The organism is Serratia sp. BNK-23 (assembly GCF_047456145.1).
GTDB lineage: Bacteria > Pseudomonadota > Gammaproteobacteria > Enterobacterales > Enterobacteriaceae > Serratia > Serratia nematodiphila.
In genome coordinates this window covers 2,546,859-2,571,996 of the sequence record NZ_CP179900.1, presented here as the reverse complement: position 1 = coordinate 2,571,996, position 25,138 = coordinate 2,546,859, and the positions used below count along the sequence as shown (strand labels likewise).

Below are 25,138 nucleotides of genomic sequence, written 5' to 3'. Positions count from 1 at the left end.
CTTACGATGACCGAAGCGGCTCGCGTCGGCGATACCATCGGGCATTCCCATGCCCTGGCCGGCATGATTGCCGGCACCCTTGTCGGCGGCCTGATCGCCGCCGCAGGCGCGGTGGCGGCGGGCGCGCTGTTCGTCGCCGGCCTGGCGGCTTCCTGTATCGGCGTCGGCGTGCTGCTTATCGGCGCCAGCCTGGCGGTGGGGTATCTCACCGGGGAGGCGGCCACCGCGGCGCGCGACGGCATTGCCGATGCCGGTGCCGGTAGCCTGACCCCCAAAGGCAATATCGTCACCGGCTCCCCCAACGTTTTCATCAACGGCAAACCCGCCGCGCTCGCCACCAACAGCCAGGTGGCCTGCAGCGACGACGGCCCGAGCATGCAGATGGCGCAGGGCTCCGACAAGGTCAGCATCAACGGCCAGCCCGCCTCGCGCGTGGGGGACAAAACCAACTGCGACGCGCAGGTGATGGAAGGCTCGTCCAACGTGTTTATCGGCGGCGGCACCGTCACCACCTTGCCGATCAAGCCCGAAGTGCCGGATTGGCTGTACAAGGTCTCTGACCTGACGCTGCTGTTCGCCGGCCTGGTGGGCGGCGTGGGCGGCGCCGCCGGCAAGCTGGGGGCGCTCGGCAAACTGCTGGGCAAGCTGCCCGGCATCAACAAACTGGCGCGCATCGCCTGCCGCGCCGGCACCCTGATGACCGCCACCGCCGCGGTCGGCATTATCGCCCGGCCGGTGGATATCGTCAGCGGCCAGAAATTCCTCGACGGCGAAGACGATCTCGATTTCGTGCTGCCTTCGCGCCTGCCGGTCGCCTGGCAGCGCTATTGGCGCAGCGGCAACCCCGGCGACAGCGTACTGGGCCGCGGCTGGAACCTGTTTTGGGAGAGCAGCCTGCAGCCGTATCAGGACGGCCTGGTGTGGCGTGCGCCTTCCGGCGACTTCGTCGCTTTCCCTATGGTGCCGCGCGGCCACAAAACCTACTGCGAAGCCGAAAAATGCTGGCTGATGCACAACGACGACGGCAGCTGGCAGCTGTTTGACGTCGGCGAACAGATTTTCCACTACCCGCCGCTGGCGGGCGACCAGCCGAGCCGGCTCAGCATGATCACCGACGCCATCGGCAACGCCACCTCGCTGTTCTACGACGACGAGGGGCTGCTGAGCGAACTGGTGGACAGCGCCGGGCAGCGCCTGATGTGCCGCTATGCACAGGGCCGTCTGCGCGAAGTGGCGCTGCAAACCGCCGACGGTGAACGAACGCTGGCGCGTTATGGTTACGATGAGCAGGGCCAGCTGACGACGGTGAGCAACCGCGCCGGTGAGGTGACGCGGCGCTTTGGCTGGCGCGACGGCCTGATGATCAGCCACCAGGACGCCGCCGGGCTGCTGAACGAATACCAATGGCAAGAGATCGACGGCGTGCCGCGCGTGACGGCCTACCGCAACAGCGCCGGGGAATCCCTTGAGTTCGGTTACGACTTCGCCGGCGGGCGCCGCAGCGCAGTGCGCGGCGACGGCAAACGGGCGGAGTGGCGGCTGGATGACGACGACAACGTGGCGCAGTACACCGATTTCGACCAGCGCCGCTACGGTTTTATCTACCAACGCGGCGAGCTGTGCAGCGTGCTGCTGCCCGGCGGCGCGCAGCGCCAGAGCGAATGGGATCCCTACGGCCGCCTGCTGTCGGAGACCGATCCGCTCGGCCGCGTGACGCGCTATCAATATTCGCGCAACAGCGGCCGGCTGTTCGCCGTCGCCTACCCGGACGGCAGCAGTGAGGCGCAGCATTGGGACACGCTGGGGCGCCCGACGCGCTATGTCGATGCGCTGGGCAATGCCACGCTGTACCGTTATCCGGATGACGAAGAGAGCCTGCCCGCTAGTATGATCGACGCGCTGGGCGGGGAAGTGAAGCTGGAGTGGGACGCCCGCGGCCAGCTGACGCGCTACACCGACTGTTCCGGCAGCGTGACGGCTTATACCTACGATGCGCTGGGGCAACTGACGACGCAGACCGATGCCGAAGGCCATCAGACGCGCTACTTGTGGGATAACGGCGGCCGCCTGCATACCCTGATCCACCCGGACGGCGGCGAAGAGCGCTTTAACTGGAATGCGCACGGCCAGCTGGCCGAGCATCAGGACGCACTGGGCAGCCTGACCCGCTGGCAGTACAACGCCCTGGGGCTGCCGGTCAGCATCACCGATCGCATCAACCGCACCCGGCGCTATCACTACAGCCCGCAGGGCTGGCTGACGCGGCTGGAGAACGGCAACGGCGGCGAATACCGCTTCAGCTACGATGCGGTGGGCCGCGTGCTGACCGAAGAGCGCCCGGACGACACCCGCCACGATTATCGCTACGGCGCGGCCGGGCTGCTGGAGGAGCACCGCGAGGTCGGCCTGCCGGGCAGCGCAGGTGAGCTGACGCAGCGCGAACAGCGCTTCCGCTTCGACGAGGCCGGGCAGCTGGTCTGGCGCGGCAACGCCAGCGCGGAATGGCATTACCGCTTCGACGCCATGGGGCGGCTGCGCGAGCTGAACCGCCTGCCGACGGCGAGCGGCGCGGCGCTGGGCATCGAGCCGGACAGCGTGCAGATGCGCTATGACGCCGCCGGGCGGTTGCTCGGCGAACAGGGCGTGAACGGCGAGCTGCAATACCAGTGGGATGCGCTGGCCAACCTGCAGGCGCTGACGCTGCCGCAGGGCGATCGCCTGCAGTGGCTGTATTACGGCTCCGGCCACGCCAGCGCCATCAAATTCAACCAGCAGGTGGTGAGCGAATTCACCCGCGATCGCCTGCACCGGGAAACCGGCCGCAGCCAGGGCGCGCTGCAGCAGCAGCGGCGTTACGATGCCCTGGGCCGCCGCAGCTGGCAGAGCAGCGCCTTCGGCCACGATAAACTGACCCGGCCGGAAGACGGCGTGCTGTGGCGCGCTTATCGCTACACCGGCCGCGGCGAGCTGGCCGGGGTGAGCGACGCGCTGCGCGGCGAAGTGCACTACGGTTACGACGCCGAAGGCCGCCTGCTGCAACACCGCGAACCCAATCAGGGCAAACCGGGTGCGCGGCTGGTGTACGATCTGGCGGATAACCTGCTGGGCGAACGCAGCCCGCAGAGCGACATCGACGCGCACCTGCCGCTGGCGCCGATCGCCGATAACCGCCTGAGGCACTGGCAAAAACTGTTTTACCGTTACGACGCCTGGGGCAACCTGATCAGCCGGCGCAACGGCCTGTACGAACAGCACTACCGCTACGACGCCGACAATCGGCTGGTGCAGGCGCACGGCCGCGGCCCGCAGGGCGAGTTCGAGGCGCAGTACCATTACGACGCGCTGGGCCGCCGCAGCCGCAAGGCGGTGCGCTACAAGGGCAAAACCGAACAGACGACCCGTTTCCTGTGGCAGGGTTATCGGTTGCTGCAGGAGCAGCGCGACGACGGCAGCCGCCGCAGTTGGAGCTACGATCCGGCCAGCCCGTGGAGCCCGCTGGCGGCGCTGGAGCAGGCGGGCGACAGCCGCTCGGCGGATATTTACTGGTATCACACGGATCTGAACAGCGCGCCGCTGGAGGTGACCGACGCGGCGGGCAACCTGTGCTGGTCCGGGCAGTACGACACCTTCGGCAAGCTGCAGGGCCAGACGGTGGCCGGCGCGGCGAAGCGGCAGGGCGCGCAATACCAGCAGCCGCTGCGTTACGCCGGGCAATACCAGGACGACGAAAGCGGCCTGCACTACAACCTGTTCCGCTACTACGAACCCGAGGTGGGGCGTTTTACCACGCAGGATCCGATAGGGTTGCGTGGTGGGTTGAACCTGTATCAGTATGCACCGAACCCGCTGATGTGGGTGGATCCGTTGGGGTTATCTGGAACTCGAATTCCGAGGACAAATGGCCATTGGGATGGCATTCCTGGTGAAAGTAATTGGTATTCTTATAAGACAGCGGTAAATGCCGTTACAAATAATCAGCCAATACCATTCTCTAATGGGCGGCCAGATTTTTCTCCATGGTCAAAAGGAAGCATAACTTTTGAAAATGGTGTTCTGGATGGCACTGAAAAAGATTTCCCTAAAGTATACAAAGCAATAGCTAAAGAGAAGGGCATTACGCAAAGTGCTGCCCAAAAATTATTGCGTAAAAATAAACTAACTCCACACCATCTTAGTAATACAGAGATAATATTGGTACCTCGTGGGTTGCATGGAAATGTACCACATATAGGCTCTGCATCAGATATGAGGAATGGAAAAAAATGTTGAAAAAGCTAGAAAAACTTGGTGCTGCTCTGAGTAAACTATCGAATGGGGTAGATGACCCTTTATTCAAGAAACTTGAAAATTACTCTGGTGTTTTACCGAGTGAATATTGTGATTTTTTGGTTAACTTTAGCCAGGGAGCTGAGTTTGACTCTTTAATCGTTTATAAAGGAGTTGAAGCCTCTCCTTGGGCAAGTAAAGATGGATATGATTCACTGGAGTATTTCTATGGGTTAAGTAATTCAGAGGGAGAGGGGGATGTCTTTGAGTTCATTGAAATGTATAAGGATGATCTTGGGAACCAATGGTTACCCATAGCATCATCAGATGGTGGTAATCAAATATGTCTTTGCCTAACGGGGAAAATGGTTGGGCAAATCTGGTTCTGGGATCATGAGGCAGACCCTTTATATGATGAAAATAAAGTAATATCAGGGTTGTCACTAGCTGCTTACGATTTGAAAGATTTCATTTCCCGCCTTGAAATTGATAAGGAAGAACCTGATATATCAGGGGTAAAGAAAGTCGTTTTAGATTTTTGAATATATTTATGCTCTTTAAAAATAAACTAAAAGAGCAATAACGAAACTGGTCCTCAGGGTGTTTTTACCTACGCCCACAGAACGACATCAACGCGTACCTGCCGTTGGTGCCGATCGCCGACAACCGGCTGGTGCAGGCGCACGGCCGCGGCCCGCAGGGCGAGTTCGAGGCGCAGTACCATTACGACGCGCGACGACGGCAGCCGCCGCAGCTGGAGCTATGATCCGGCCAGCCCGTGGAGCCTGCTGGCGGCGCTGGAGCAGGCGGGCGACAGCCGCTCGGCCTGGTATCACACCGATCTGAACAGCGCGCCGCTGGAAGTGACCGATGCAGCGGGCAACCTGTGCTGGTCCGGGCAATACGACACCTTCGGCAAGCTGCAGGGCCAGACGGTGGCCGGCGCGGCGAAGCGGCAGGGCGCGCAATACCAGCAGCCGCTGCGCTACGCCGGGCAATACCAGGACGACGAAAGCGGCCTGCACTACAACCTGTTCCGCTACTACGAACCCGAGGTGGGGCGTTTCACCACGCAGGATCCGATAGGGCTGCGCGGCGGGCTGAACCTTTATCAGTATGCGCCGAACCCGCTGATGTGGGTGGATCCGTTGGGGTTGAAAGTACTATATCGAGGCATGAGTCTCGATGAGTACAATAGTTTGATGAATGAGGGATGGAAAGCAGGCCAAGGAACGATGGAGGGGAAATGGTTCGCTGAGTCTTATAAAGATGCAGTTACGTGGGGTAACAAAATGGGGCATGGGGGCGATGTTTTTAGAGTCGTACAAATTGATGTGCCCGACAACGTGGCAAGTAAAATGCATATTGACCCTCACCTAGATGGAATAGGACCTGCGAGATATGCTGAAGTTGTTGATTTGAATAATCACGCTAAGGTTACTTGGAGCAAAGAAATTAAAGCTAAGCGTGGGTGTTGAGTATCTAATGGAGAGTGTGTTATGAATCTCGTAAAGGTTGATTGGACTCCTGAACATATGGGCGGGAGAAAAACAGTCCCTCCAGCAGGAAAGTATTATGCAGTATCTCGATTTCCTGAGGACAAGGAGTGGCAAAACAATGCCTGGAGCGTTGTTTTTGAGCTAGAGGAATCCAAGTCTGAAAATGGCAAGACGTTTTCGTTGGGAACTGTAGATTTTCTTATGGAATCTGCACCTAAAGAGCGTATGGTTCAGCATGATAAATTCGAAATTTACGAAGGTCCCAAAAAAGTAGCGGATGTTTTTCTTCTTCGAACCTGATTATTGATAGTGTTGGTACTGGATAGTGCTAACTACTACAGGATCAGGTGGTAGTCGGCGCAAAGAAGCTGCAGGGCGCGAAATATCAGCAACCGCTCGCTACGTCGGGCAATATCAAGTGGCCTGCATACAACCTAACCTGTTCCTAGGCTAGGTGTTTTACCACGCTGGAGCCGATAGGGCTGCGCGGTGGGTTGAACCTTTATCCGTATGTGCTGAATACGTCGATGTGAGTTGTTCCGTTTAAGATATGTCCATAAAAATGAAGAATGTAATTACTGAACTGTGGGAAGCTGGTGAATTACCGATTAAAAATGCTCTGTATTTTTCAGATGGTAGAGCTGAGTTGATCGATATCATATCCTACCCCACGCCTAAAGTATCTAAATCGGGATGTTTCGATTTTTTTGAGTTCTATGAAAAAAATAAAGATGAGATTACTACTATTGATGTAATTAAAAAAATTAACTTGAGTTATGGTGGATACTTATGTTTAGGTGAGGGGAGCTATGGTTCAGAAGGTTTTATCGCTTATTTGGATCGCGAAGAAAAACTAGTTTGGGTTGTTTACTCGGAAAACTCCAACCCCTTCGTTTCTGCAACCATATTACATGATTCAACGGTTGCTATAGATTCAAGTGCTGGATTCCGACTGAAGGTCAATGTGCTAAAACCTGAGGAAATGGTGATAGTTTGATTGCTGAGTGTGCAGGAATTGAGTGAGGAAATAAAGAATATGGAGGATTGTCATGAGGTTTTTTATCTGTGATGACGGTTATCCGTCTATAGAATCTAATAGTGACTATAGGATACTAACTGACTTTATAAAGGATGATATCCAAAGAGGTTTTTATGGTGTCAATGAGTTTATTGAGGCTTGCAAACTTGTAAGATCTGGAAATCTGCCATTTTGGGAGGGAACGGGAAACTCTCATACTATAACTATTAAACCTAATGGTGTGGAGATTTTTAATGAGTACACCGAGGAGTCTATGATTGTTTCGAGTATAGATGAGTTTGAGGGGTGCCTTGAACAATGGAAGAGTCTGTTTTTTAATATGGGTGATTTTACAAATGAAACTAAATAAAGAGAATGAGAGAATAGTTCTATCTGGCCATGAAGCGATAGATATATTATCTGAGATAGAGTTTATTTTGATATCATTGCGGAACATTGCACGGCATTATTATACCGATGCAAGTGGGGAAGTAAGTCAGAAGGTGAGAAATGCATATTGTGAGGAAACTACGCAGTTTATTGATAAAAATAATGTTACTGGCCGCTTATCAAAAGTAAGAGGGGTTATTTCTGAAAGGTTTAGTCATGAGTTAGGGATGGATAATATGGATGATATAGAAAGGGAAATGGAGAAAATCATTTATTGGGAGAAACCCGTTGACGAATGATGTTTAAATCCATTTGAGAAAATACTTTATGAAATTTATTGATGACAATATAATTAATGAGTGGGTTTCCCAGCATTATGCTACGATTAACCTTTCTCTATTAGGGGAAGCCGAAGGGGCAGATAAAACCACTCCCTCCAACCTGTTACCCCCCAAACTAAATACCCACCGTGCCATTAATCAGGGTGCGGCACTGCCCGCCGATCCAGGGTTCGCCGTCAATAAAGCGCACGCTCACGCGGCCATCACGATTAAGTTGGGTGCCCTGGCGCACCTGGTAGCCCTGCGCGGTCCGGCCGCCGTCGGGGAAGCGGCTGGCCTGCAGCAAGCGCGCCAGGCAGGCATTGGCGCTGCCGGTTACCGGATCTTCAATCAAAACACCGCATTCCACCATAAACGCGCGCATTTCGTAATCGGCCGGTTCGGTTGCGGAGCAGGCGCCATAAATCACTACGCCATCCACATCACAGGCGGTTTGCAGCTGTTTAATCGTGGCCTGATCCGGCGTTACCGCCAGGCAGGACTGCGCGTCCGGCAGGCGCACCATCAGCCAGCGAATGCCCATCTCGGCAATCACCGGCGGGGTGCCTGCTGCAATCACTGCAGGCCGTAAAGCGGCCGTCAGCCGTTCGGTTTCCTCGGCCGCCATGGGGCGGAACTCTACTTCGGGCGCGGCGAACGCCAATGTGCCTTCCGGCAGGATATTGACCGCCACCAGGCCGACGCCGCATTCCTGCATCACCGTTCCAGGGCGTTTAGGCGTCAATCCGGCTTTCAGCAAGGCGTGGGCGGTGCCCAGCGTCGGGTGGCCGGCGAAGGGCAGCTCTTTTTCGGTGGTGAAAATGCGCACCTTATAATCCGCCGCCGGGTGCGTCGGTTTAAGCACGAAGGTGGTTTCCGACAGGTTGGTCCAACGGGCCAATGCCAGCATCTGCGCGTCGTTCAGCCCTTCGGCTTCCAGCACCACCGCCACGGGATTGCCCTGCAGTGGCGTGGCGGTGAAAACGTCCACCTGTTGGTAGGCGCGGGGTGTCACATCATCACTTCTGAGCATTTGCCATCATCCGTTATCAACAAAACCTGATAATAACGATATTCGCCAATGGCTTCAAAGGGTTGAGTTTTGTTTTGAGATGCCCGCCCGTCGCCACTTCATCCCCGGCTTGGCGAACATCACCAGGTTGCCCAACAGGATCAGGCCCAGGCCCAGCACGGCGTTGAAATGCCACTGGTAGCCTTCGTAAATCGTTGAGATGGTCAGCGCCACCAGCGGGAACAGCAGGGTGCTGTAGGCCGCCGCGCCGGCGCCGATGCGGCCGAGCAGGCTGAAGTAGGCGGCGAAGGCGATCACCGATCCGAAGATCGCCAGATACAACAGGGATCCGATATAGCGGCTGCTGTATTCCATCTGGAACGACGCGCCCTGCGCCAGGGCGATCAGCGCCATTAACAGCGCACCGTAGGTCATGGCATAGGTATTGGTGGAAAAAATATCCAGCCCGCGGCGCTGATGGCGCGCGCTGATCATATTGCCCAGCGAGAAGCCGTAGGTGCCGAGCGCGCTCAGGCCGATGCCTTTAAGCAGCTCCGGCGCCATGCGGGTGGCGGCCAGGTCTTGCCAGAACAGCGCCACGATGCCGGTCAACCCCAGCAGCGCCGCCGGCAGCAGATTGGGGCTGGGGCGCTGGCGGAAGAACAGCAGGCTGTTGAGGGCGTTGAACAGCACCGCCATCGAGAAGATCACCGATTCCAGCCCGCTGCTGATATAAGCCGCCGCATGGTAGAAGCAGAAGAAGTTGAAACCGAACACGCAGCAGCCCTGCAGCACGCAGAACAGATGATCGCGCGGGGCGATGCGGCGCAGGCGGCGCGTTAGCAACAGCGCGGCGAACATCACCGCGGCGGAAATGGCGAAACGGTAAGCGATCGACACGGGAATGGCCACCGGGCCTTCCTGTTGCAGGGTAATCGCTATCCAGGTGGTGCCCCAAATCAGCACCACGGCGAGGTACAACAGCGCATTCATGTTCTTTACTCCGAAAAAACCGATAGCGCAGTATCCGCTTTGTCGCGCGGCGGCGCTTGCAGCGCTTTGCGCCCAGTTGCATATTCTTGCGCTTTTTTTGCCAAAAGCGCGGGGCGGCCGCTGGCATGCCGCGGCGCCACTCTTTACACTGTCAGCATGTCGAACAACGGGGCCGGCGATGTCCAACTATCAGGCGTTTGAAACACTGCGTGAGCACAAGGCGCGGCTGCACGGCAGCGTGCTGCTGGGCACCGGCGTGGAGCTGGCGGCCTGGTCCAACTGCAACGATCGCGTCACGCAGGAAAGCGCCGACCACCATACCCTGAGCCTGTACGTCGCCGACGGCTATGAGTGCTACCAGCAGGTGCCGGGCGGCTGGCGCAACGGCGGCGGGCCGGATCGCTTCTGCATCATGCCGCGCCAGTACGCTTCCACCTGGGATGTGCGCAGCGATCTGTCGTTTGTGCATCTGTATTGCACCGACGGGCATCTGCGCCGGCTGGCGGAGCAAACCTGGGATCGCAGCCCGGCGGCGATCAACGTGGAGCAACGCAGCTTCGGCGAAGATCCGCAGATCACGCTGCTGTATCGTCAGTTTTTGCTCAACTGCGACTGGCGGGACAGCGCCAACCTGCTGGCGCTCAGCAGCGCCTCGAACCTGCTGATGTCGCACCTGATCCAGCGCTACAGCCAGCTGCAGTGGAAGCTGCCGGCGGCGCGCGGCGGCCTGGCTCCCGCGGTAGCCAGGCGGGTGCGGGAATATATCGCAAGCCACCTGGATCGGCCTTTGTTGTTGGCCGATCTGGCGGCGCAGGCCGGGTTGAGCGAATACCATTTTGCCCGCATGTTCAAACATTCGACCGGCCTGGCGCCGCACCAGTTTGTGATGCGCGCGCGGCTGCAGCGGGCGGAACAGCTGTTGCGGCATAGCCAACAGCCGATCACCGAGATCGCGCTGGCGTGCGGCTTCAGCTCCGCCAGCCATTTCAGCAACCGCTTCAAGGCGGCCTATGGACTTGCTCCGCTGCAGGTGCGGCAGGGGCGCTAACCGGAAGGGAGTGCAAGCATGGATCAACCATTTGCCGGGCTGGGCGTGTTGTTCGTCGCCGGATTCGGGCCGATCACGCGTGAGAGCGACGAGAGCAAGGCGTTTTATGTCGAGGCGCTGGGGCTGCCGCTCAAGCCGATGCCGGGCAACGAAACCTATCTGCTGGCCGAGCAGGGCGCGCTGGACGGGGTGAAGCACTTCGCCCTATGGCCGCTGGCGCAGGCGGCGCAGTCCTGCTTTGGCGACGATCGCTGGCCGGCGGATCTCGCGGTGCCGCAGGCATGGATCGAGTTCGACGTGGCCGACATGGCGGCCGCCACCCAGGGGCTGGTCGATCGCGGTTATCGGCTGCTGGTCGCCAATCGTGAAGAGCCGTGGGGGCAAAGCGTTACCCGTTTGCTCAGCCCGGAAGGGTTGCTGGTTGGCGTCACCTATACGCCCTGGCTGCGTTAAACGCCACGCCGTTCGCCGCCGTTTCCCTGCGGCGGGCGGCCTTAAGAATAAATACGCATTAGCTTAAAGCGATCTGCGCTATAGACCCATCAAATCCCCGAGTGGTTTCCCTTCCTGAAAGCAGTAATTCCGTTCATTGCGTAAAAACCAATGGCCAGAACGCGCTATTGCCATGCCATTTTACGGCGATTTTTCGCCCGCTTTTTTCGCCGCCAGGTGCCTGATAGGAATAGAGATTATTCTTATATTTCCGCCAACCGTTAAGAAATAATAATGATTCTCGTTTTCAACCACGGAAAGGAGAAGGAACGATGAAAACAGTGAAACGAACGGGCATCGCGCTGGCGATAGCCCTGACTTTCCCCCTGGCATTGCCTGCCGCTTTGGCGGCGCAAACCACCCTGACAAACAGTAAGGCGGCGACGATGACGGAAAAACACGGGCAGTTTATTGCGGTCGGTAAAGTGGTGCAGGTGACCTTCGGCGATTTCGCCTTCAAGCTGGATTTTACCGATGACAAGACCATGACCTTCACCGGTATCGGCGAAGCGTCGCAGGGCATCACCGATACCGTGCAGTACACCGCGGTGGAGATTCGGCCGAAGGTCTACATGGTTTATTGGCATGAACCACAGTCCGGCGACAACGTGACGCATGTCGAGGACTTTGAGCGCGGCGAGGTATACACCAACATCGCCGCCAGGGACGGCAGCTTCACCCATCTGAAAGGGCAGCTGAAAATCGTAGGTCACTCAGGAAACTAAGGAGCAGTTATGAAAAAGGCATTGATCACCTGTGCGATCGTCGGCGGTTTGCTGGCGAGTTACCCGGCACTGTCAACGGATCAGGCGGCGTCTTACAAATCGGCCGGCAAGGGCGGTTATCATCATGCCCAGCAGAAGCTGAAGGTGGTGGAAGATCTGTATGCGGGCTTTTTCAACCGTCATGACATCAGCGTGGCGCAAAAGCTGATTGTGGAGAACTACAAGCAGCATAACCCGTTCGTCGGCGACGGCATCAAGCCGTTCCTGGATTTCTTCAGCCAGACCTTCAAAGACAATCCGCAGTACAGCGCCAAAATATACCGCAGCGCGGTCAACGGCGATCTGGTCTACGTTCACGTCCAATACCAAAATAACCCGCAGGATCGCGGCACCGCCAGCGTGGATATTTATCGGGTGAACGATCAGGGTAAAATCACCGAGCATTGGGACGTCAATCAGGATGTGCCGGAAAAATCGGCCAACGACAATACCATGTTCTGATCCAAAAGGGCCGCTGCGGCGGCCCTCCACACGCCCGCAACACTTTATTTACTTACATAAATACCAAACGTTCATCGTGTCGAGTAGGCTACGGCCGCCTTTGGCAGTGGTGGTACGGTTGATGGGCGTCATTGTCCCGCCACTGCTTGAGGCGTTTCCCCACATTCCTCGTTATCCCGCGCGTTGACTTTCCACTTTTTTGAACTGATGCCGCAGCTGCAGCGCATTGCAAAGCACCAATACCGCCGTGACGGCGAACACCCAGCGGAACCCCATCATCGCCGAAATGCCCGATCCCAGCAGCGGGCCAACCACGTTGCCCAGGTACATAAAGGATTGGTTATAGCCGAAGATGCGCCCGGTCACCTGATCGGAGGAATACTTCAGCAGCAGCGCCTGCACCGCCGGCATCAGCGCGCCGTCGGCGAACCCCAGCAGGAAGCGCAGAATGCCCAGCTGCAGCGGCGTATTCACCCAGGCCATCACGGCGAACAGGCCGGTGGTGAACAGCAGCGCGGCGATCAGGATGCGCGCGGTGCCGATGCGATCGCCGAGCCGCCCGAGGCGTGGCGCCGAGATCAGCGCCGCAATGCCGGGCACGGCGGCAATCATGCCGCTAACAAAGGCGATATTGCTGACGTCGCCCGACAGTTCGCGGATGAACAGCGTCAGGATCGGGCTGATGGAGGAGTTAGCCAGCTGGATCATCAGGGTACAAACGAACAGCGTGACGATCAGCGTCGGATAAGGCAGCGAACGGAATACCGCCTTGCCGCTTAGCTGATCCGCTTTTTTCACCGTGATGCGCCGTTCTTTAATCAGGAACAGCGTCACCAGGAAGCTGACGAACATCAGCCCGGCGGTGACGAAAAACACCACCCGCAGCCCCAGATGGTCGGCCATCAGCCCGCCCAGCAGCGGCCCGGCGATCACGCCGGAGATCTGCCCGGTAGAGAGCGTGCCCAGCGCCCAGCCGCTTTTATCGCGCGGCGCCTGCGAGGCGACCAGCGCCATGGCGTTGGGAATATAGCCGGACGTCAGCCCCATCAGGGCGCGCAGCGCGAACAGCTGCCAGACGTTGGTGGCCAGCCCCTGCAGGGCGATGACGATCGCCATGCCCAGCGAGGCGCGCAGCAGCATCAGCTTGCGGCCTTTGCGGTCGGCGAGGCTGCCCCACAGCGGCGACACCACCGCCGAGACCAAAAAGGTGCCGCTGAACACCAGCCCGGACCACAGGCTGAGGGATTGATGATCGCTGACGCCGAGCTGTTCGACGTACAGCGGCAGAAAAGGGAGGATTTGGCTCATCGCCAGCCCGGTGAAGAAACACCCGAGCCAGACCGAGATCAGATTGACTTTCCACGCTTCCATCGACTTGTCGTACCACTTTGAATTTGGAGGGATTTGTTAAGCAAGATAATAATAACACCGCGAACTGGCCGGCGCGGGGGAAATGCGTGAGAAAACGTAAAGCCCGTCGGCGGCGTTGTTACATTTCGCTATAAATTAATAGCTATATTATCATAGGTATTTATTTTAAGCTACTCCACCAAGCCGCTCAACAATTCGGCGGCGCCACACTCTCTCTACCCATTTCGCCGTGTCGGCGGCAAGGAGACGCTTTCTATGAATACCGCACTGATCGCTCTGGATTACATCGTGGATATCTCCCACCCGGAAGGAAAAATTGCGCGCTCGGCGCAGCAGGTCATTGAGCGCGATGCTATCGCGCGGGCAAATAGCGCATTGTCTCTCGCGCAGCGCAAGGATTGGCTGCGCATATTGGTTAAAGTCGGTTTCGCGGCCGGCTATGTCGATCAACCCAAATACTCGCGGATGTTTGGGCAGGCGCATCAATTTGGCGCTATCGCACTGGGCCAGCCGGGCACGGATTTTCATCCTGATTTAGCGTCTGATTTGGGGGAGTTAACCATCGTAAAACCGCGCGTCAGCGCGTTTTATGGCACCAATCTGGATGCGACGCTGCGCGCCCGCCGCATTGAACGGTTGGTGATCTGTGGAGTCAGCAGCACCTGGGCGGTACAGGCGACGGCGCGCGACGCGCATGATCGCGATTATCAGGTGCTGATACTGGAAGAGGCTTGCGCGGCGGCCACGGCGGAAGAGCACCGGATCTCGATGGAAACGCTTGCCACTATTGCCGATATCGTCACGCTGGAACAGCTGAGCGCATTGTGAAGCTGCTGCGTGAAGAAATCGCCTGGCGTCAGCTGCGACGGGGAGCATGGGTGTTGGCGCCGTTGCTGGCCCTGAGCCTGGCGACAGGCAATGCCAACTGGCTGAAGGCTTCGGTGGTCACCATATCGCTGTTTGTCGTTTGTGAGCGCCTTGAACTGGCGCCGCTCGGCGTGGCGCTGCATGCGGCGGCATTGCTGCTGCTCTTTATGGCGCTGCTGTGCGCCATGCACACGCCGGTAATCTTCATTTTGGCGTGCGTGTTGGCAGCGGCGGCGGCGGTTGGGATCTCCGCGTTCGGCGGCAAGCTGCGATCCCTGGGGAATTTTATTTTTATTCCGGCTCTTTATCTGGCGTGTGAAACCGCTGAAGGTGGCGCCGGCGCGCCATTAGCCCAATGCGGCTGGGCGCAGCTCCCTTTTCTGGGGGCAGCCGTCTTGCCGGTGCTGATGCTTGCACTGGCAGAGCATCGGCGGCTAGCGCGGCTGTCGACGAGTGACAGCCTGCATCATTATCTCCAACTGCGCCGCAGCGATGAGCTTGGCGCTCGCGTGGCCTGCGGCGAGGCTTTGCTCGCCGTAAGTTGTGCCGTTGCACTGTCGGCGGCGATCGTTGAGTGGCAACACCTCGATTACGGGCAATGGGTGATCTGGTCGGCCGTCAGCGTGATCAGCGGCGATATGGCCGCTACGCGCAACAAACTCCGTCAGCGTGCGTCAGGCGCATTGCTGGGCGTGCCCGTCGGTATTTTGCTGGGTAGCCTCATGCCGCATGGCAATGTGGGTTATGAACTGCTGAGCGTGGTGACTATGCTCACCCTGGTGTCTTTTCATCGTTATACCTTGGGGTTTGGCGCCCGTTGCGCCTGCATCGCCTGCGCGTTGGTGATTGCAGGAAAAGCGCCGTCGATCGCCGCAGAAAGGGTGGTCAATGTGTTGCTGGGCGGTGGCATCGGTCTGCTGTTCGCTTTGGCGGTGCATGCGGTGTTGCCGCTCAACGCCGGCACCCGCCAATAGCGAGCTGGCATATTTCGTCCGCCAATTTCGGTTGACCGTTTCCGGTCTCGGTGTGAAAGTACGGACAAATCTATCGTTATCTATTGATGCCAATGAAAAAAGATCATCCTGAAGACGTGACGCTGCTGCGCACGCAATTAATGTCGCTGGTGCGCCGTTTGCGGCGCGAGTCGCGCAGCGACGAAAAATCCTGGGCCCAGCTGATGCTGCTGGGAGCTATCGATCGTCACGGCGGCGAGGCGACGCCGTCGCTGCTGGCGGAGTCGGAGCGCATGCGTTCCTCTAACCTGGCGGCCGCCTTACGGGAGCTGGAGGCCGATGGGCTGCTGGTGCGCACGCCGGATGCTGAAGACAAACGCCGGGTGCGGGTGCGCCTGACGCCCGCCGGGCTGGGGCTGCTGCAGCAAAGCCGCACCCGGCGCGAGGCGTGGCTGCTGGCGGCGATGGAAAGCTGTTTAACGGAGCAAGAACAGGCGCAGCTGATCGAAGCGGGGGCGTTGATGGCGCGGCTGGCGGCGGCGCCGTCAACGGACGCGGAATAATCGGCGGGGCGGCAGATGCGCCGCCCGTGCAGCGAGGTTACGGCATCGGCCAATCGGCCGGCATGGTGCTGACGACGTCCACGTAGCGATCCCAGGCCGATGACCAGAATTGGGTGAAGGCTTCCAGGGTGAGGTGGATGCCCATCAGGCCCATCACGAACCAGCAGGCGGTAAACAGGCCCAGGCTGCTGAACATGAACGCCATGCCGTTGCGGCTGGTTTTACGGCAAACGACGTTTAACTGGCTGGCGAAGAACATCATCACGGCGCTCAGCAACTCCCAGCGCATCATGACTAAACCGGTGGCAATGGTACTCATCGAACTCGATCCTATGTAACAAAAAGCCGCATCCGGCAGGGCGCCGACAGGGAAATGCGGGGGAATAACGGGAATAATGTGATTCAGATCACATTGTAGCATTGGGGCGAACGGCGGCTCAATGGGGCGCGCGGTGAAAAAATCGCCGACGGTAACATTCCAATATGCTGAAACAGTTATGCCATTTCATTAGCAACCTTTTCATGGGGCGGCGCGCTCGATAACGCTATGCTTGCCGGCTTTTCAGTTCCCTGATTTTACGGGGAAATGTGACGCAAAAGGTATCGGCACCGCATGGCCCTGTTAAAAGAAAAAATTCGCGACCACTCTGCGGAAGAGAGGCTGTTTATCCGCCGGGCAGGCGTAGCGCTGACGCTGGTGGTGGTCTGTTTCGGCGCGCTGATCGTTAACCTCTACCGGCTGCAAATCCGCCAGCACGGCTTTTACCAGACGCGTTCCAACCAGAACGACATCAAAATGCTGCCGCTCGCGCCCAGCCGCGGGTTAATCTTCGATCGCAATGGCACTCCGCTGGTGCGAAACGTGACACTGTATCGTGTCGAAATCACGCCCAGCAAAATCACCGACATGGCGGCGCTGCTGCAGGCGCTGACGCCGATCGTCGATCTGACGCCGGAAGACATCAGCGCGTTTCGCGACGATATGCACCACAACAGCCGCTACAAGCCGGTGACGCTAAAAACCGGGCTGAGTGACACTGAGGTGGCGCGCTTTGCCGTCAATCAATACCGTTTCGACGGGGTGACCATCGATACCTATCAGCAGCGTGAATATCCTTACGGCGCCCAGCTGGCGCACGTGCTGGGCTATGTGTCGAAGATCAACGACAGCGATCTCAAACGCCTGGACAAGGCCGGCCTGAGCGAAAACTATGCCGCCGACCGCAACATCGGCAAACAGGGCATCGAAGCCTATTATGAGTCAGAACTGCACGGCACCACCGGCTATCAGGAGGTGGAGGTGGATAACCATGGGCGGGTGATCCGCTTGCTGAAGGAGCAGCCGCCGAAGGCCGGCAAAAACATTTACCTGACGCTGGATCTGCCGCTGCAGCAGTACATCGAATCGGTGCTGAAGGGGCAACGCGCCGCGGTGGTGGTGGAAGATCCGCGCGACGGCGGCATTCTGGCGATGGTCTCCAGCCCCAGTTACGATCCTAATCCCTTCGTCAAAGGCATCGGCTATCAGGCCTATAAGGCGCTGCTGGGCAACCCGGATCTGCCGCTCATCAACCGCGTTACCCAGGGGTTGTACCCGCCGGCTTCCACGGTGAAGCCCTACATGGCCGTTTCGGCGCTGTTCGCCGGGGTGATCACGCCCACCACCACCTTTTTCGGCGCGCCGACCTGGACGCTGCCCGGCACCGAGCGGCGCTACCGCGACTGGCTGAAAACCGGCCACGGCATGCTCAACGTCACCAAAGCGATTGAAGAGTCCGCCGATACCTTCTTTTATCAGGTGGCCTATGAGATGGGCATCGATCGCATTCACCACTGGCTGAGCCAGTTCGGTTATGGCCAGTCGACCGGCATCGATCTGAACGAAGAGTACCGCGGCGTGCTGCCGAGCCGCGACTGGAAACTGAAGGTGCACAAAAAGGGCTGGTATCAGGGGGATACGGTCTCGGTGGGCATCGGCCAGGGGTATTGGGTGGCGACGCCGATCCAGATGGTGAAAGCCTTGAGCACGCTGCTCAACAACGGCCGGGTGAAAACGCCGCATCTGTTATATTCGCTGCAGCAGGGCAACCGGGTGACGCGCTACCAGCCGCCGGCGCAAACGGCGCAGATCGGCGATCCCAACTCGCCTTACTGGGGCATCGTGCGCAACGGTATGTACGGCATGGCCAACTTGCCGAACGGCACCGGTTACAAGCTGTTCCACACCGCGCCGTATCAGATCGCCGCCAAATCCGGCACCTCGCAAGTGTTCAGCCTGAAGCAAAACCAGACTTACAACGCCAAAATGATCCCGGTGCGGCTGCGCGATCACATCTTTTATACGCTGTTTGCGCCCTACAAAAATCCCCGGGTGGCGATGGCGCTGATCCTGGAAAACGGCGGTGGCGACGGCGTGGTGGCGGGGCCGACCGCGCGCGCGATCCTCGACCACATTTTTGACCCGGCCAACGCGCCGCAGCCCGGCGATACGCCGCAAAGTAAACCGCAGTTAAACGACAGCGCGGATGTGCAACGGTGATGCGGTTTGTTTTTACTTTCTTACAAACTGCAATCTCCTGACCATTTCCGGCAAGGTAGACTGAAATAACACCATAAACTGAATAAAAACGTAGGGTTAACACAACAGTGGCGCCATCGACCAAAAAGAGCGGTAAAACCTATTCCACAGTTCGTTTCGGCTGGATTTGCGCCGGCATGCTGGTCTGTTTTTTTCTGTTGGCGTTCAGGGTCGGCTACCTGCAACTGCTGGAACACCAGCAGTTGGCCAATCAGGCTGACCAACGTTCGATCCGCACCCAGGTGGTGCCGACCAACCGCGCCATGATCACCGATCGCAACGATGAGGCGCTGGCGGTCAGCGTGTCGTCCAAAGACATCGTGCTGGATCCGAAGCATATTCTCGATACCCAGACCGATACCGGCAACGAACGCTGGCAGAGCATGGCCAACGTGCTGAAGATCCCGCTGGCGGACATCCAGCACCTGATCCAGAGCAACGCGCGCAAACGCTTCGTTTATCTGGCGCGCAAGGTGGAGGACGATAACGCCGCCTACATCAGCAAACTGCATCTGACCGGCGTCAGCACCGAGCAGGATTTCAGCCGCTTTTATCCGATGGGCCAGGACGCCGCCGGGCTGATCGGCATCGTCGGCCAGGACAATCAGGGGCTGGAGGGCATTGAGCTGGGTTTCAACCCGCTGTTGCAGGGCAAAAACGGCCTGCGGGTCTATCAGAAGGACGGCAGCGGCGCGGTGATCGGCGTGCTTAAAAGCGTGGATCCGGTGCCGCCGCCGAACGTGACGCTCAGCATTGATAAATTTATTCAGTACGTGCTCTATGCGCAGATCCGCGACGGCGTGGTGGCTAACCAGGCCGACTCCGGCTGTGCGGTGCTGGTCAAGATCGACACCGGCGAGGTCCTCGGCATGGCCAGCTACCCGTCGTTCAACCCGAACAACTATGGCAGCACCCCGGCGAAGGATATTCGCAACGTGTGCAGCAGCGACAGCTTCGAACCGGGCTCGACGGTGAAACCGGTGGTGGTAATGGTGGGGCTGGAGCATAAGCTGATCCGGCCGGATACGGTGCTGGACACCACGCCGTATCGGGTGAACGGTCACCTGATCAAAGACGTCGGCCATTGGTCGAAACTGACCATCACCGGCGTGCTGCAAAAATCGAGCGACATCGCGGTATCGCACATTGCGCTGGCGCTGCCGGCGACGGTGCTGCCGGCGGTCTACCGCAGCTTTGGCCTGGGGCGACCGACCGAGCTCGGCATCGGCAACGAGAGCAGCGGCTACTTGCCGCAGCATCGCGAACGCTGGGCCGATATCGAACGCGCTACCTTCTCCTTCGGCTATGGGCTGCGCGTGACGCCGCTGCAGATGGCGCGCGAGTATGCCGCGATCGGTTCCTTCGGCATTTATCGGCCGCTGTCGATCACCAAGGTGACGCCGCCGGTGATGGGGCAACGTATTCTGCCGGCGGATACGGTTCGGGCCGTGGTGCATATGATGGAGAGCGACGCCTTGCCGGGCGGCAGCGGGGTGAGCGCCGCAGTGCCGGGCTACCGGCTGGCGATCAAAACCGGTACCGCCGAGAAAATGGGCCCGAGCGGCAAATACGACGGCGGCTACATCAACTACACCGCCGGCGTGGCGCCGGCCAGCGATCCGCAGGTGGCGCTGGTGGTGATGGTCAACAACCCGAAAGCCGGCAAGCACTTCGGCGGTTCGGTGGCCGGGCCGGTGTTCGGCAAGATCATGGCCCAGGTGCTGGAGCACATGAATATTCTGCCGGATGCCCAGCCGCTTAACGTGGTGTCGTCGGTCAAGGGGTAAGGGGGATTAGCGCGATTCCAGCAGGCGCTTCAGCGCCTGCAGATCGGCGTTCACCAGCCCGACGTCGCGGGCGAACAGCGCGTCGTCCATGTCCGGCTGGCGGAACAGGGTGAAGATCACCTCGGTGCCTTGTCGGTTGGCGAGCGCGCGCAGCGGCACGTAGACTACGCCGCCGTCCGGCAGCGTCACCCAATGATCCAGTACGCCGAAGGCATTGGGCGCGCTAAATCGAATGCGGATCCGCCCCTGCGGGGTCTCCGCCATCCAATCTTCACCTTCCCGCCGTAAGCTATTGGCTAATCCTTTGGCCCACAACGGGAAGTTTTCCGGGCGGCTGAGAAAGGCGTACACCTCGTCACAGGGGCGGTTGATGGCGACATGCAGCGTTTGCGCGCTCAGCATCATGATTTCTCCGGTTGACGGCGATACTTCAGTGTAGATCCCGCCGCGCTCAGAAGTAGTAACCGATGTTTACGTTGGTGCGAAAATACCATTTATTGCTGCCGGAGGACTGGGTGCCGGTCCAGCCGGTGGCGTTTTCCACGCCGCCCCACGGATTGGCGTTCTGCGCCCAGGTCAGATCCACCCACAGCATCACCGGCATGGCGAACACCTGCACCCCGAGCGTATTCATTTTGGAGTCGGAGCCGCCGTGCCTGTCCTTCCAGAGCACGCTGTAGTCGTTGTAGAAGCGCAGCTTTTTCACCGGTCCCCAGGGCACCTCGACGTCGCGCGCCAGGTTGATGGCGGCAGTGGTGGCCTGCGACGGGATCAGATAGGCCGGCGTCAGGCCGTTGCCGCCCATCAGGATCACCGAATTGCTGGCGCCGGCCGGGCCTTTGGCGTCGTAACCGTAGCGGATCACCTGGCCGGACAGATGCCAGGCATCCCGATTCACCAGCGTATGCAGGCCCGCCGCCCAGAAGCTGCCGTTATCGCCGGTCGCCTGGTTGTAGAGCCGCGAGGCCGCCAGCGAACCGCCGAGCTCATTGTCCCAACCGCCCTGGTGGAAAGCCCGCGTCAGCCGCAGGTTTACCTGATCGCGTTTTTCGTTGCGCTGCAGATGCTGTGAGGCAAAGTTGGTGTTCTTCAGATCGTCGTAGCTGGCGACGTCGGGGGCGTAACGCACGCCGGTCGGCATCATGCGCGGGTAGTAGGCGGCGTCAAAGGCCCAATCGCCCCGTTGGTATTGGTATTTGGCGCCGAGCCCGGTGTTGACGCCAAAGCCGAGGTAAAACGGAATGCCGTACGACCAGCCGAACTGCGGATAGGGCATCAGGCCGAACGGTTTGAACGGCGCGCCCAGCTGCACGGTGGAGCGCTCAGACAGGTGGTAGCCGACATAGGCGCGGTCGATGGCGTATTTGCGCCGATCCTGAAACCAGAATCCGCTATCGAAAAACGCGTCGTTTATCTGGCCGGCGGCATCGATGCGAAAGGCGTCAAAGCGTAAATGCGGCGGATGCCGATAATTGCTGCTGTGCCAGTCTTCATAGCGATAATTGGCGCGCAGCGCGCCGCCGATATCAATATTCTTTTTATTATCCTCGTTTTGCCAATGAATATGCGGAAAGGCCGGGCGGTTTTTTTTTACCGGCGCCACGGTGGCAGCAGCGTCGCTGGGCAATGTGACGGTAGTCGCGTAACTCACTGGTGAAACAAGAAAAAAACAAAGAGTGATCTTGCGCATGCCTGGCCCCTGGTGAATGTTTGGTTTTTATTAAGACGAGCGGGGTTTACCTGTGAATAAGGCGCTGTTGCTCGTTTGTTTTATATTTGAGACGTTTCATTGTGCGTTTCATATATTAAATTCATTTCCGGTTAATATATGAAACTTTGTTTCTTGTTTAATGGGAAAACTATAAATCCGGTATTTAACAAGTCAAGAAATAAAAATGAGCGTTGACGAGAAATTCCGATTATTGAGTCGCCCTGGTTTGCGGGGGCGACACAAAGCAGGCTGAAATAGTCGTGTCATAAATGCGCGTTAGACTCGCGGCATTCTGGCATTACTGACTAAAAATCATGAACATAAAACTGACACTTGGCCGCCGGGTAAAACCTGCGGCAGCGCTGCCGCACGCGTTTGGCATCGGCAAGTGCATGGGCTTATTAGGCGGCGTAATTTGCGTTATTGCGCTATTTTCTCTGCTGCAATTGTTTTCCACCGTATTTATTTCCACTATTCTGCACGACGCCAAGGTTAACCTGGTGACGGGAGACGGGTTGCATCGCCAGCAGGCGACGATGGATCGCGCCAGACTGTCGCTGCTGACGGCCAGCGACACCCTGAACCGTGCGGGCATCTATTATCTGCAGGACAAAGTCACCGGCTCCGACGGCAGTTGGCATAGCCTGCTGGATGAATCGTTGGCGGCGTTGGAGGCTTCAAAGCAGGCCTTTGCCCGGTTCGAGCGCTTGAGCGCGGCTGCGCCCGAAGCGGCGGGCGCCCTGAAAGACAGTTATCGCCTGTTCTATGACGGCCTGAAGGAACAGGCGCAAGGGTTGCAAAGCAGCGCCAGCATCGATGCGTTTTTCGCCGTGCCGATCCAGGCGTTTCAGGCGGATTTCAACGAAAAGTACCTCGCTTATCAGGCGCTGAACGAACAGCATGGCAATGACGTCAACGTGCGGCAATTGGCGGCGCTGGAGCAGGCCAATACCTTTGCGCTTGGCGCATTGGCCGCGCTGGCGCTGATCGCCGTGGGGGTGTGGTTCGGCGTCGCCCGCTGGGTGATAGCACCGCTGCAGCGGGCAATTGTCCACCTCAACGTGCTGGCCGCCGGCGATCTTTCGCGGCCGCTGCCGCCTGAGCGGGCGTTGAACCGCGAGATGCGTCAGCTGCAAACCAGCATTGGCCACATGCAGGGCGGTCTGCAGCGCCTGGTAAGCGAGGTGCGCGATGCGGCGAGCGGGATACTGAACGGCGTCGAGCGGCTGGCGGACGGCAATCGACAGTTGACGGCACAGTCGGCGAAGCAGGACGGGGAACTGCAGTTGGCGACCGAGCACGTGCAGCAGTTGGCGGCGCGGGTGGAAGAAAACGGCCAATACGCGCTGCAGGCCAGCCAACGAACCGAACAGGCCCGGCAGTGCGCCGGCGCCGGTGAGCAGATGATGCAAACCGTCAATGTTTCGATGCACGGGATCGTCAACCAATCGGCCGAGATGCGCGGCATTGTCGCGCTGATCGACAGCGTGGCGTTTCAGACCCATATTCTGGCGTTGAATGCGGCGATCGAGGCCGCGCACGCCGGCGTTCACGGCCGCGGTTTCGCCATCGTGGCTAAAGAAGTGGGCTTGCTGGCGCAAAAGAGCAGCCATTCGACGCGCGATATTCAGCAGTTGATCGGCCGCTCATTGCAGCAAATCGATCAAGGTTCGCAGGCGGTCGAACGGCTGACGGGCAACCTGCGCAAAATTATCGATCTGGTGAACAAATGCAGTGCGCTGATGGGGGAAATCTCGCTGGCGTCATTCAATCAAGGGGAGAGCATCCAGGACGTGACGGCGCGCATCACCGCGCTGAATCAGGTGGCGCAGCAAACCGGCGCCGTGGTGAGCGCGGTGACCGAGGCTTCGCAGCTGTTGCAGGGCGAGTCGGAACGGTTAGAAAAAGCGATGGCGCGCTTCAGGCTGCCGGCGCAATAAATACTTCCGATGCAGGTTAATGAATAATAAAGCTGCGCTTAATGTTATTCATTATTTCCCTGTGCTGAGGGACGTTATTTCGATAAATAAAAACAGGCCGGCGCTTATGGATTAAAAAAGCGCCGGCCTGCAGAGATTATTTTAACGGGAGGATTAACGGCTGGTCTGGTGGCCGATAATACCGCCCAGCGCTGCGCCGCCGAGGGTGCCCAGCGTGCTGCCGTCGGTCAGCACTGCGCCGCCGACCGCGCCGACGCCCGCGCCGATCGCCGTGTTGCGATCGCGATTGGACATATGCCCACATGCGGTAACGGAAAGCGTCGCCATCACCACCACCAACACACCTGCGGCACGTTTAATATTCATAATGAGTTCCTGGTAAATTGGCTGATTAATGGATTAAAAATAATCCGATTAACCCACCGGTAGAAGTTGGGATGAATGTATTCCTCCGAAAGAAAATCGAACAGGTAAAAATTCTTAATTTTGCGGCGGTGAAAAGCGATTGCTCGCCGAATGTGCGGCCACCGATAAAACCGCTGGTCTATACTGGGAAGACGCCTCGCGGGGGCGGGGCACACACTCTGGAGGCCGCCATGTCCGATCTCGTTTCCGCGTCCGGCAAACCGGTGAAAATCCCCGGCCCGGATCACCCGATCACCTTGACTCGTCATCCGACGCGGGTCGTGGTGCGTGCTGCCGGGAAAACCCTGGCCGACAGTCGCAATGCGCTCATCCTGCAGGAGGCCACCTATCCGCCGGTGTTTTACTTTCCGCGTGAGGACGTGAATATGGCGCTATTGCAGAAAAACGGGCACGTCAGCTACTGCCCGTATAAGGGCGACTGCAGTTATTTCACCTTCGCGCTGAACGGCGCACAGGGGGCCAATACGGCCTGGAGCTATGAAATGCCTTACAACGCCGTGGTGGCGATCAAGGATTATCTGGCATTTTATCCCGACAAAGTGACAGAAATCAGTACTGAAGCCTGACCTGCCGCCGCCGCCGGGCGGGGGCAGGTTGACATTCCGCTTATCCCTACTCATTATGTGTATTACTGGAAACTGATACGCTTTCCTTATGTTTTAATCCGACATAAACGAA

The 25,138-nt window shown here is 58.4% G+C and carries 24 protein-coding genes and 1 pseudogene; 18 read left to right on the top strand and 7 right to left on the bottom strand.

Going from position 1 to position 25,138, the window contains the following annotated elements:
- The first annotated feature begins 6 nt into the window (after positions 1 to 6).
- From ACMGF9_RS12115 to ACMGF9_RS12085, 7 genes and pseudogenes are all read left to right on the top strand, one after another.
- Positions 7 to 4,269, top strand: a complete 4,263-nt coding sequence (locus ACMGF9_RS12115; RefSeq protein ID WP_414160261.1) for an RHS repeat-associated core domain-containing protein — start codon at positions 7 to 9, stop codon at positions 4,267 to 4,269.
- Positions 4,263 to 4,808, top strand: coding sequence for an SMI1/KNR4 family protein (locus tag ACMGF9_RS12110; protein WP_082997665.1), 546 nt, complete (start codon positions 4,263 to 4,265; stop codon positions 4,806 to 4,808). The genes ACMGF9_RS12115 and ACMGF9_RS12110 overlap by 7 nt, the downstream gene beginning before the upstream one ends.
- A 116-nt stretch (positions 4,809 to 4,924) precedes the next feature.
- Positions 4,925 to 5,432: pseudogene (locus ACMGF9_RS12105) on the top strand (RHS repeat-associated core domain-containing protein); the annotation flags it as partial.
- Between the two features lie 333 nt (positions 5,433 to 5,765).
- The gene (locus tag ACMGF9_RS12100) at positions 5,766 to 6,065 is read left to right on the top strand and encodes a hypothetical protein (protein WP_033633099.1); all 300 of its coding nucleotides are present in this window, start codon (positions 5,766 to 5,768) and stop codon (positions 6,063 to 6,065) included.
- 262 nt (positions 6,066 to 6,327) lie between these two features.
- Entirely contained in the window at positions 6,328 to 6,762 is a 435-nt protein-coding gene (locus ACMGF9_RS12095; RefSeq protein ID WP_118892691.1) for a hypothetical protein, read from the top strand.
- Positions 6,763 to 6,814: 52 nt separating this feature from the next.
- Positions 6,815 to 7,153, top strand: coding sequence for a hypothetical protein (locus ACMGF9_RS12090; RefSeq protein WP_118892062.1), 339 nt, complete (start codon positions 6,815 to 6,817; stop codon positions 7,151 to 7,153).
- Positions 7,140 to 7,472: a hypothetical protein gene (locus ACMGF9_RS12085; protein WP_033633098.1), complete on the top strand. Its 333-nt coding sequence runs from the start codon at positions 7,140 to 7,142 to the stop codon at positions 7,470 to 7,472. The genes ACMGF9_RS12090 and ACMGF9_RS12085 overlap by 14 nt, the downstream gene beginning before the upstream one ends.
- 157 nt (positions 7,473 to 7,629) lie before the next feature.
- Here the strand turns inward: ACMGF9_RS12085 and ACMGF9_RS12080 are convergent, their stop codons facing one another.
- Together ACMGF9_RS12080 and ACMGF9_RS12075 are read right to left on the bottom strand one after the other, a co-directional pair.
- Positions 7,630 to 8,526: a PhzF family phenazine biosynthesis protein gene (locus ACMGF9_RS12080; protein ID WP_261438260.1), complete on the bottom strand. Its 897-nt coding sequence runs from the start codon at positions 8,524 to 8,526 to the stop codon at positions 7,630 to 7,632.
- A 54-nt stretch (positions 8,527 to 8,580) separates the two neighbouring features.
- Positions 8,581 to 9,498, bottom strand: a complete 918-nt coding sequence (locus ACMGF9_RS12075; protein WP_414160260.1) for a DMT family transporter — start codon at positions 9,496 to 9,498, stop codon at positions 8,581 to 8,583.
- A 178-nt stretch (positions 9,499 to 9,676) separates the two neighbouring features.
- Between ACMGF9_RS12075 and ACMGF9_RS12070 the strand changes: the two genes are divergently transcribed.
- The 4 genes from ACMGF9_RS12070 to ACMGF9_RS12055 all read left to right on the top strand — a co-directional run bounded on the left by ACMGF9_RS12070 (position 9,677) and on the right by ACMGF9_RS12055 (position 12,264).
- Positions 9,677 to 10,546 (top strand): helix-turn-helix domain-containing protein, encoded by an 870-nt coding sequence (locus tag ACMGF9_RS12070; protein ID WP_242141703.1) that lies wholly within the window; start codon positions 9,677 to 9,679, stop codon positions 10,544 to 10,546.
- Positions 10,547 to 10,564: 18 nt separating this feature from the next.
- A complete protein-coding gene (locus ACMGF9_RS12065) occupies positions 10,565 to 10,999 on the top strand; it encodes a glyoxalase/bleomycin resistance/dioxygenase family protein (RefSeq protein WP_021504557.1) in 435 nt (144 codons plus the stop codon).
- A gap of 311 nt (positions 11,000 to 11,310) precedes the next feature.
- Complete coding sequence (locus ACMGF9_RS12060) at positions 11,311 to 11,763, top strand: MoaF-related domain-containing protein (RefSeq protein WP_015377823.1); 453 nt, start codon at positions 11,311 to 11,313, stop codon at positions 11,761 to 11,763.
- A 9-nt stretch (positions 11,764 to 11,772) separates the two neighbouring features.
- Positions 11,773 to 12,264, top strand: a complete 492-nt coding sequence (locus tag ACMGF9_RS12055; RefSeq protein ID WP_021504558.1) for an ester cyclase — start codon at positions 11,773 to 11,775, stop codon at positions 12,262 to 12,264.
- A 171-nt stretch (positions 12,265 to 12,435) separates the two neighbouring features.
- On the opposite strand, the gene ACMGF9_RS12050 is transcribed toward ACMGF9_RS12055, so the two are convergent.
- On the bottom strand, positions 12,436 to 13,635 hold the full coding sequence (locus tag ACMGF9_RS12050; protein ID WP_021504559.1) for a multidrug efflux MFS transporter: 1,200 nt from the start codon (positions 13,633 to 13,635) through the stop codon (positions 12,436 to 12,438).
- 255 nt (positions 13,636 to 13,890) lie between these two features.
- Here ACMGF9_RS12050 and ACMGF9_RS12045 point away from each other — a divergent pair, with 255 nt between their 5' ends.
- The 3 genes from ACMGF9_RS12045 (at position 13,891) to ACMGF9_RS12035 (ending at position 16,018) form a co-directional block, all read left to right on the top strand.
- Entirely contained in the window at positions 13,891 to 14,463 is a 573-nt protein-coding gene (locus ACMGF9_RS12045) for an isochorismatase family cysteine hydrolase (RefSeq protein WP_033633093.1), read from the top strand.
- Positions 14,460 to 15,476 carry an FUSC family protein gene (locus ACMGF9_RS12040; protein ID WP_021504561.1) on the top strand — a complete coding sequence of 339 codons (1,017 nt, stop codon included), beginning with the start codon at positions 14,460 to 14,462 and terminating at the stop codon, positions 15,474 to 15,476. Before ACMGF9_RS12045 ends, ACMGF9_RS12040 begins: the two co-directional genes overlap by 4 nt.
- 92 nt (positions 15,477 to 15,568) lie before the next feature.
- Positions 15,569 to 16,018 carry a MarR family winged helix-turn-helix transcriptional regulator gene (locus ACMGF9_RS12035; protein ID WP_015377827.1) on the top strand — a complete coding sequence of 150 codons (450 nt, stop codon included), beginning with the start codon at positions 15,569 to 15,571 and terminating at the stop codon, positions 16,016 to 16,018.
- Positions 16,019 to 16,055: 37 nt separating this feature from the next.
- Here the strand turns inward: ACMGF9_RS12035 and ACMGF9_RS12030 are convergent, their stop codons facing one another.
- Positions 16,056 to 16,337, bottom strand: a complete 282-nt coding sequence (locus ACMGF9_RS12030) for a YjcB family protein (RefSeq protein ID WP_004940713.1) — start codon at positions 16,335 to 16,337, stop codon at positions 16,056 to 16,058.
- 294 nt (positions 16,338 to 16,631) lie between these two features.
- Here ACMGF9_RS12030 and mrdA point away from each other — a divergent pair, with 294 nt between their 5' ends.
- Together mrdA and ACMGF9_RS12020 are read left to right on the top strand one after the other, a co-directional pair.
- Positions 16,632 to 18,557 (top strand): penicillin-binding protein 2, encoded by a 1,926-nt coding sequence (gene mrdA / locus ACMGF9_RS12025; RefSeq protein WP_131164221.1) that lies wholly within the window; start codon positions 16,632 to 16,634, stop codon positions 18,555 to 18,557.
- 107 nt (positions 18,558 to 18,664) lie between these two features.
- The gene (locus ACMGF9_RS12020) at positions 18,665 to 20,383 is read left to right on the top strand and encodes a penicillin-binding transpeptidase domain-containing protein (RefSeq protein ID WP_021504563.1); all 1,719 of its coding nucleotides are present in this window, start codon (positions 18,665 to 18,667) and stop codon (positions 20,381 to 20,383) included.
- 6 nt (positions 20,384 to 20,389) lie between these two features.
- Here ACMGF9_RS12020 and ACMGF9_RS12015 read toward each other — a convergent pair whose 3' ends face one another.
- Positions 20,390 to 20,788, bottom strand: coding sequence for a hypothetical protein (locus ACMGF9_RS12015; RefSeq protein ID WP_015377830.1), 399 nt, complete (start codon positions 20,786 to 20,788; stop codon positions 20,390 to 20,392).
- 46 nt (positions 20,789 to 20,834) lie between these two features.
- Positions 20,835 to 22,073, bottom strand: coding sequence for a hypothetical protein (locus tag ACMGF9_RS12010; RefSeq protein ID WP_160125455.1), 1,239 nt, complete (start codon positions 22,071 to 22,073; stop codon positions 20,835 to 20,837).
- Between the two features lie 413 nt (positions 22,074 to 22,486).
- Here ACMGF9_RS12010 and ACMGF9_RS12005 point away from each other — a divergent pair, with 413 nt between their 5' ends.
- The gene (locus ACMGF9_RS12005) at positions 22,487 to 24,034 is read left to right on the top strand and encodes a methyl-accepting chemotaxis protein (protein WP_172575154.1); all 1,548 of its coding nucleotides are present in this window, start codon (positions 22,487 to 22,489) and stop codon (positions 24,032 to 24,034) included.
- 153 nt (positions 24,035 to 24,187) lie between these two features.
- On the opposite strand, the gene osmB is transcribed toward ACMGF9_RS12005, so the two are convergent.
- Entirely contained in the window at positions 24,188 to 24,400 is a 213-nt protein-coding gene (gene osmB, locus ACMGF9_RS12000; protein WP_004940700.1) for an osmotically-inducible lipoprotein OsmB, read from the bottom strand.
- Positions 24,401 to 24,630: 230 nt separating this feature from the next.
- On the opposite strand from osmB, the gene ACMGF9_RS11995 reads away from it, so the two are divergent.
- A complete protein-coding gene (locus ACMGF9_RS11995) occupies positions 24,631 to 25,026 on the top strand; it encodes a DUF427 domain-containing protein (protein ID WP_049241054.1) in 396 nt (131 codons plus the stop codon).
- The last annotated feature ends 112 nt before the right edge of the window (positions 25,027 to 25,138 follow it).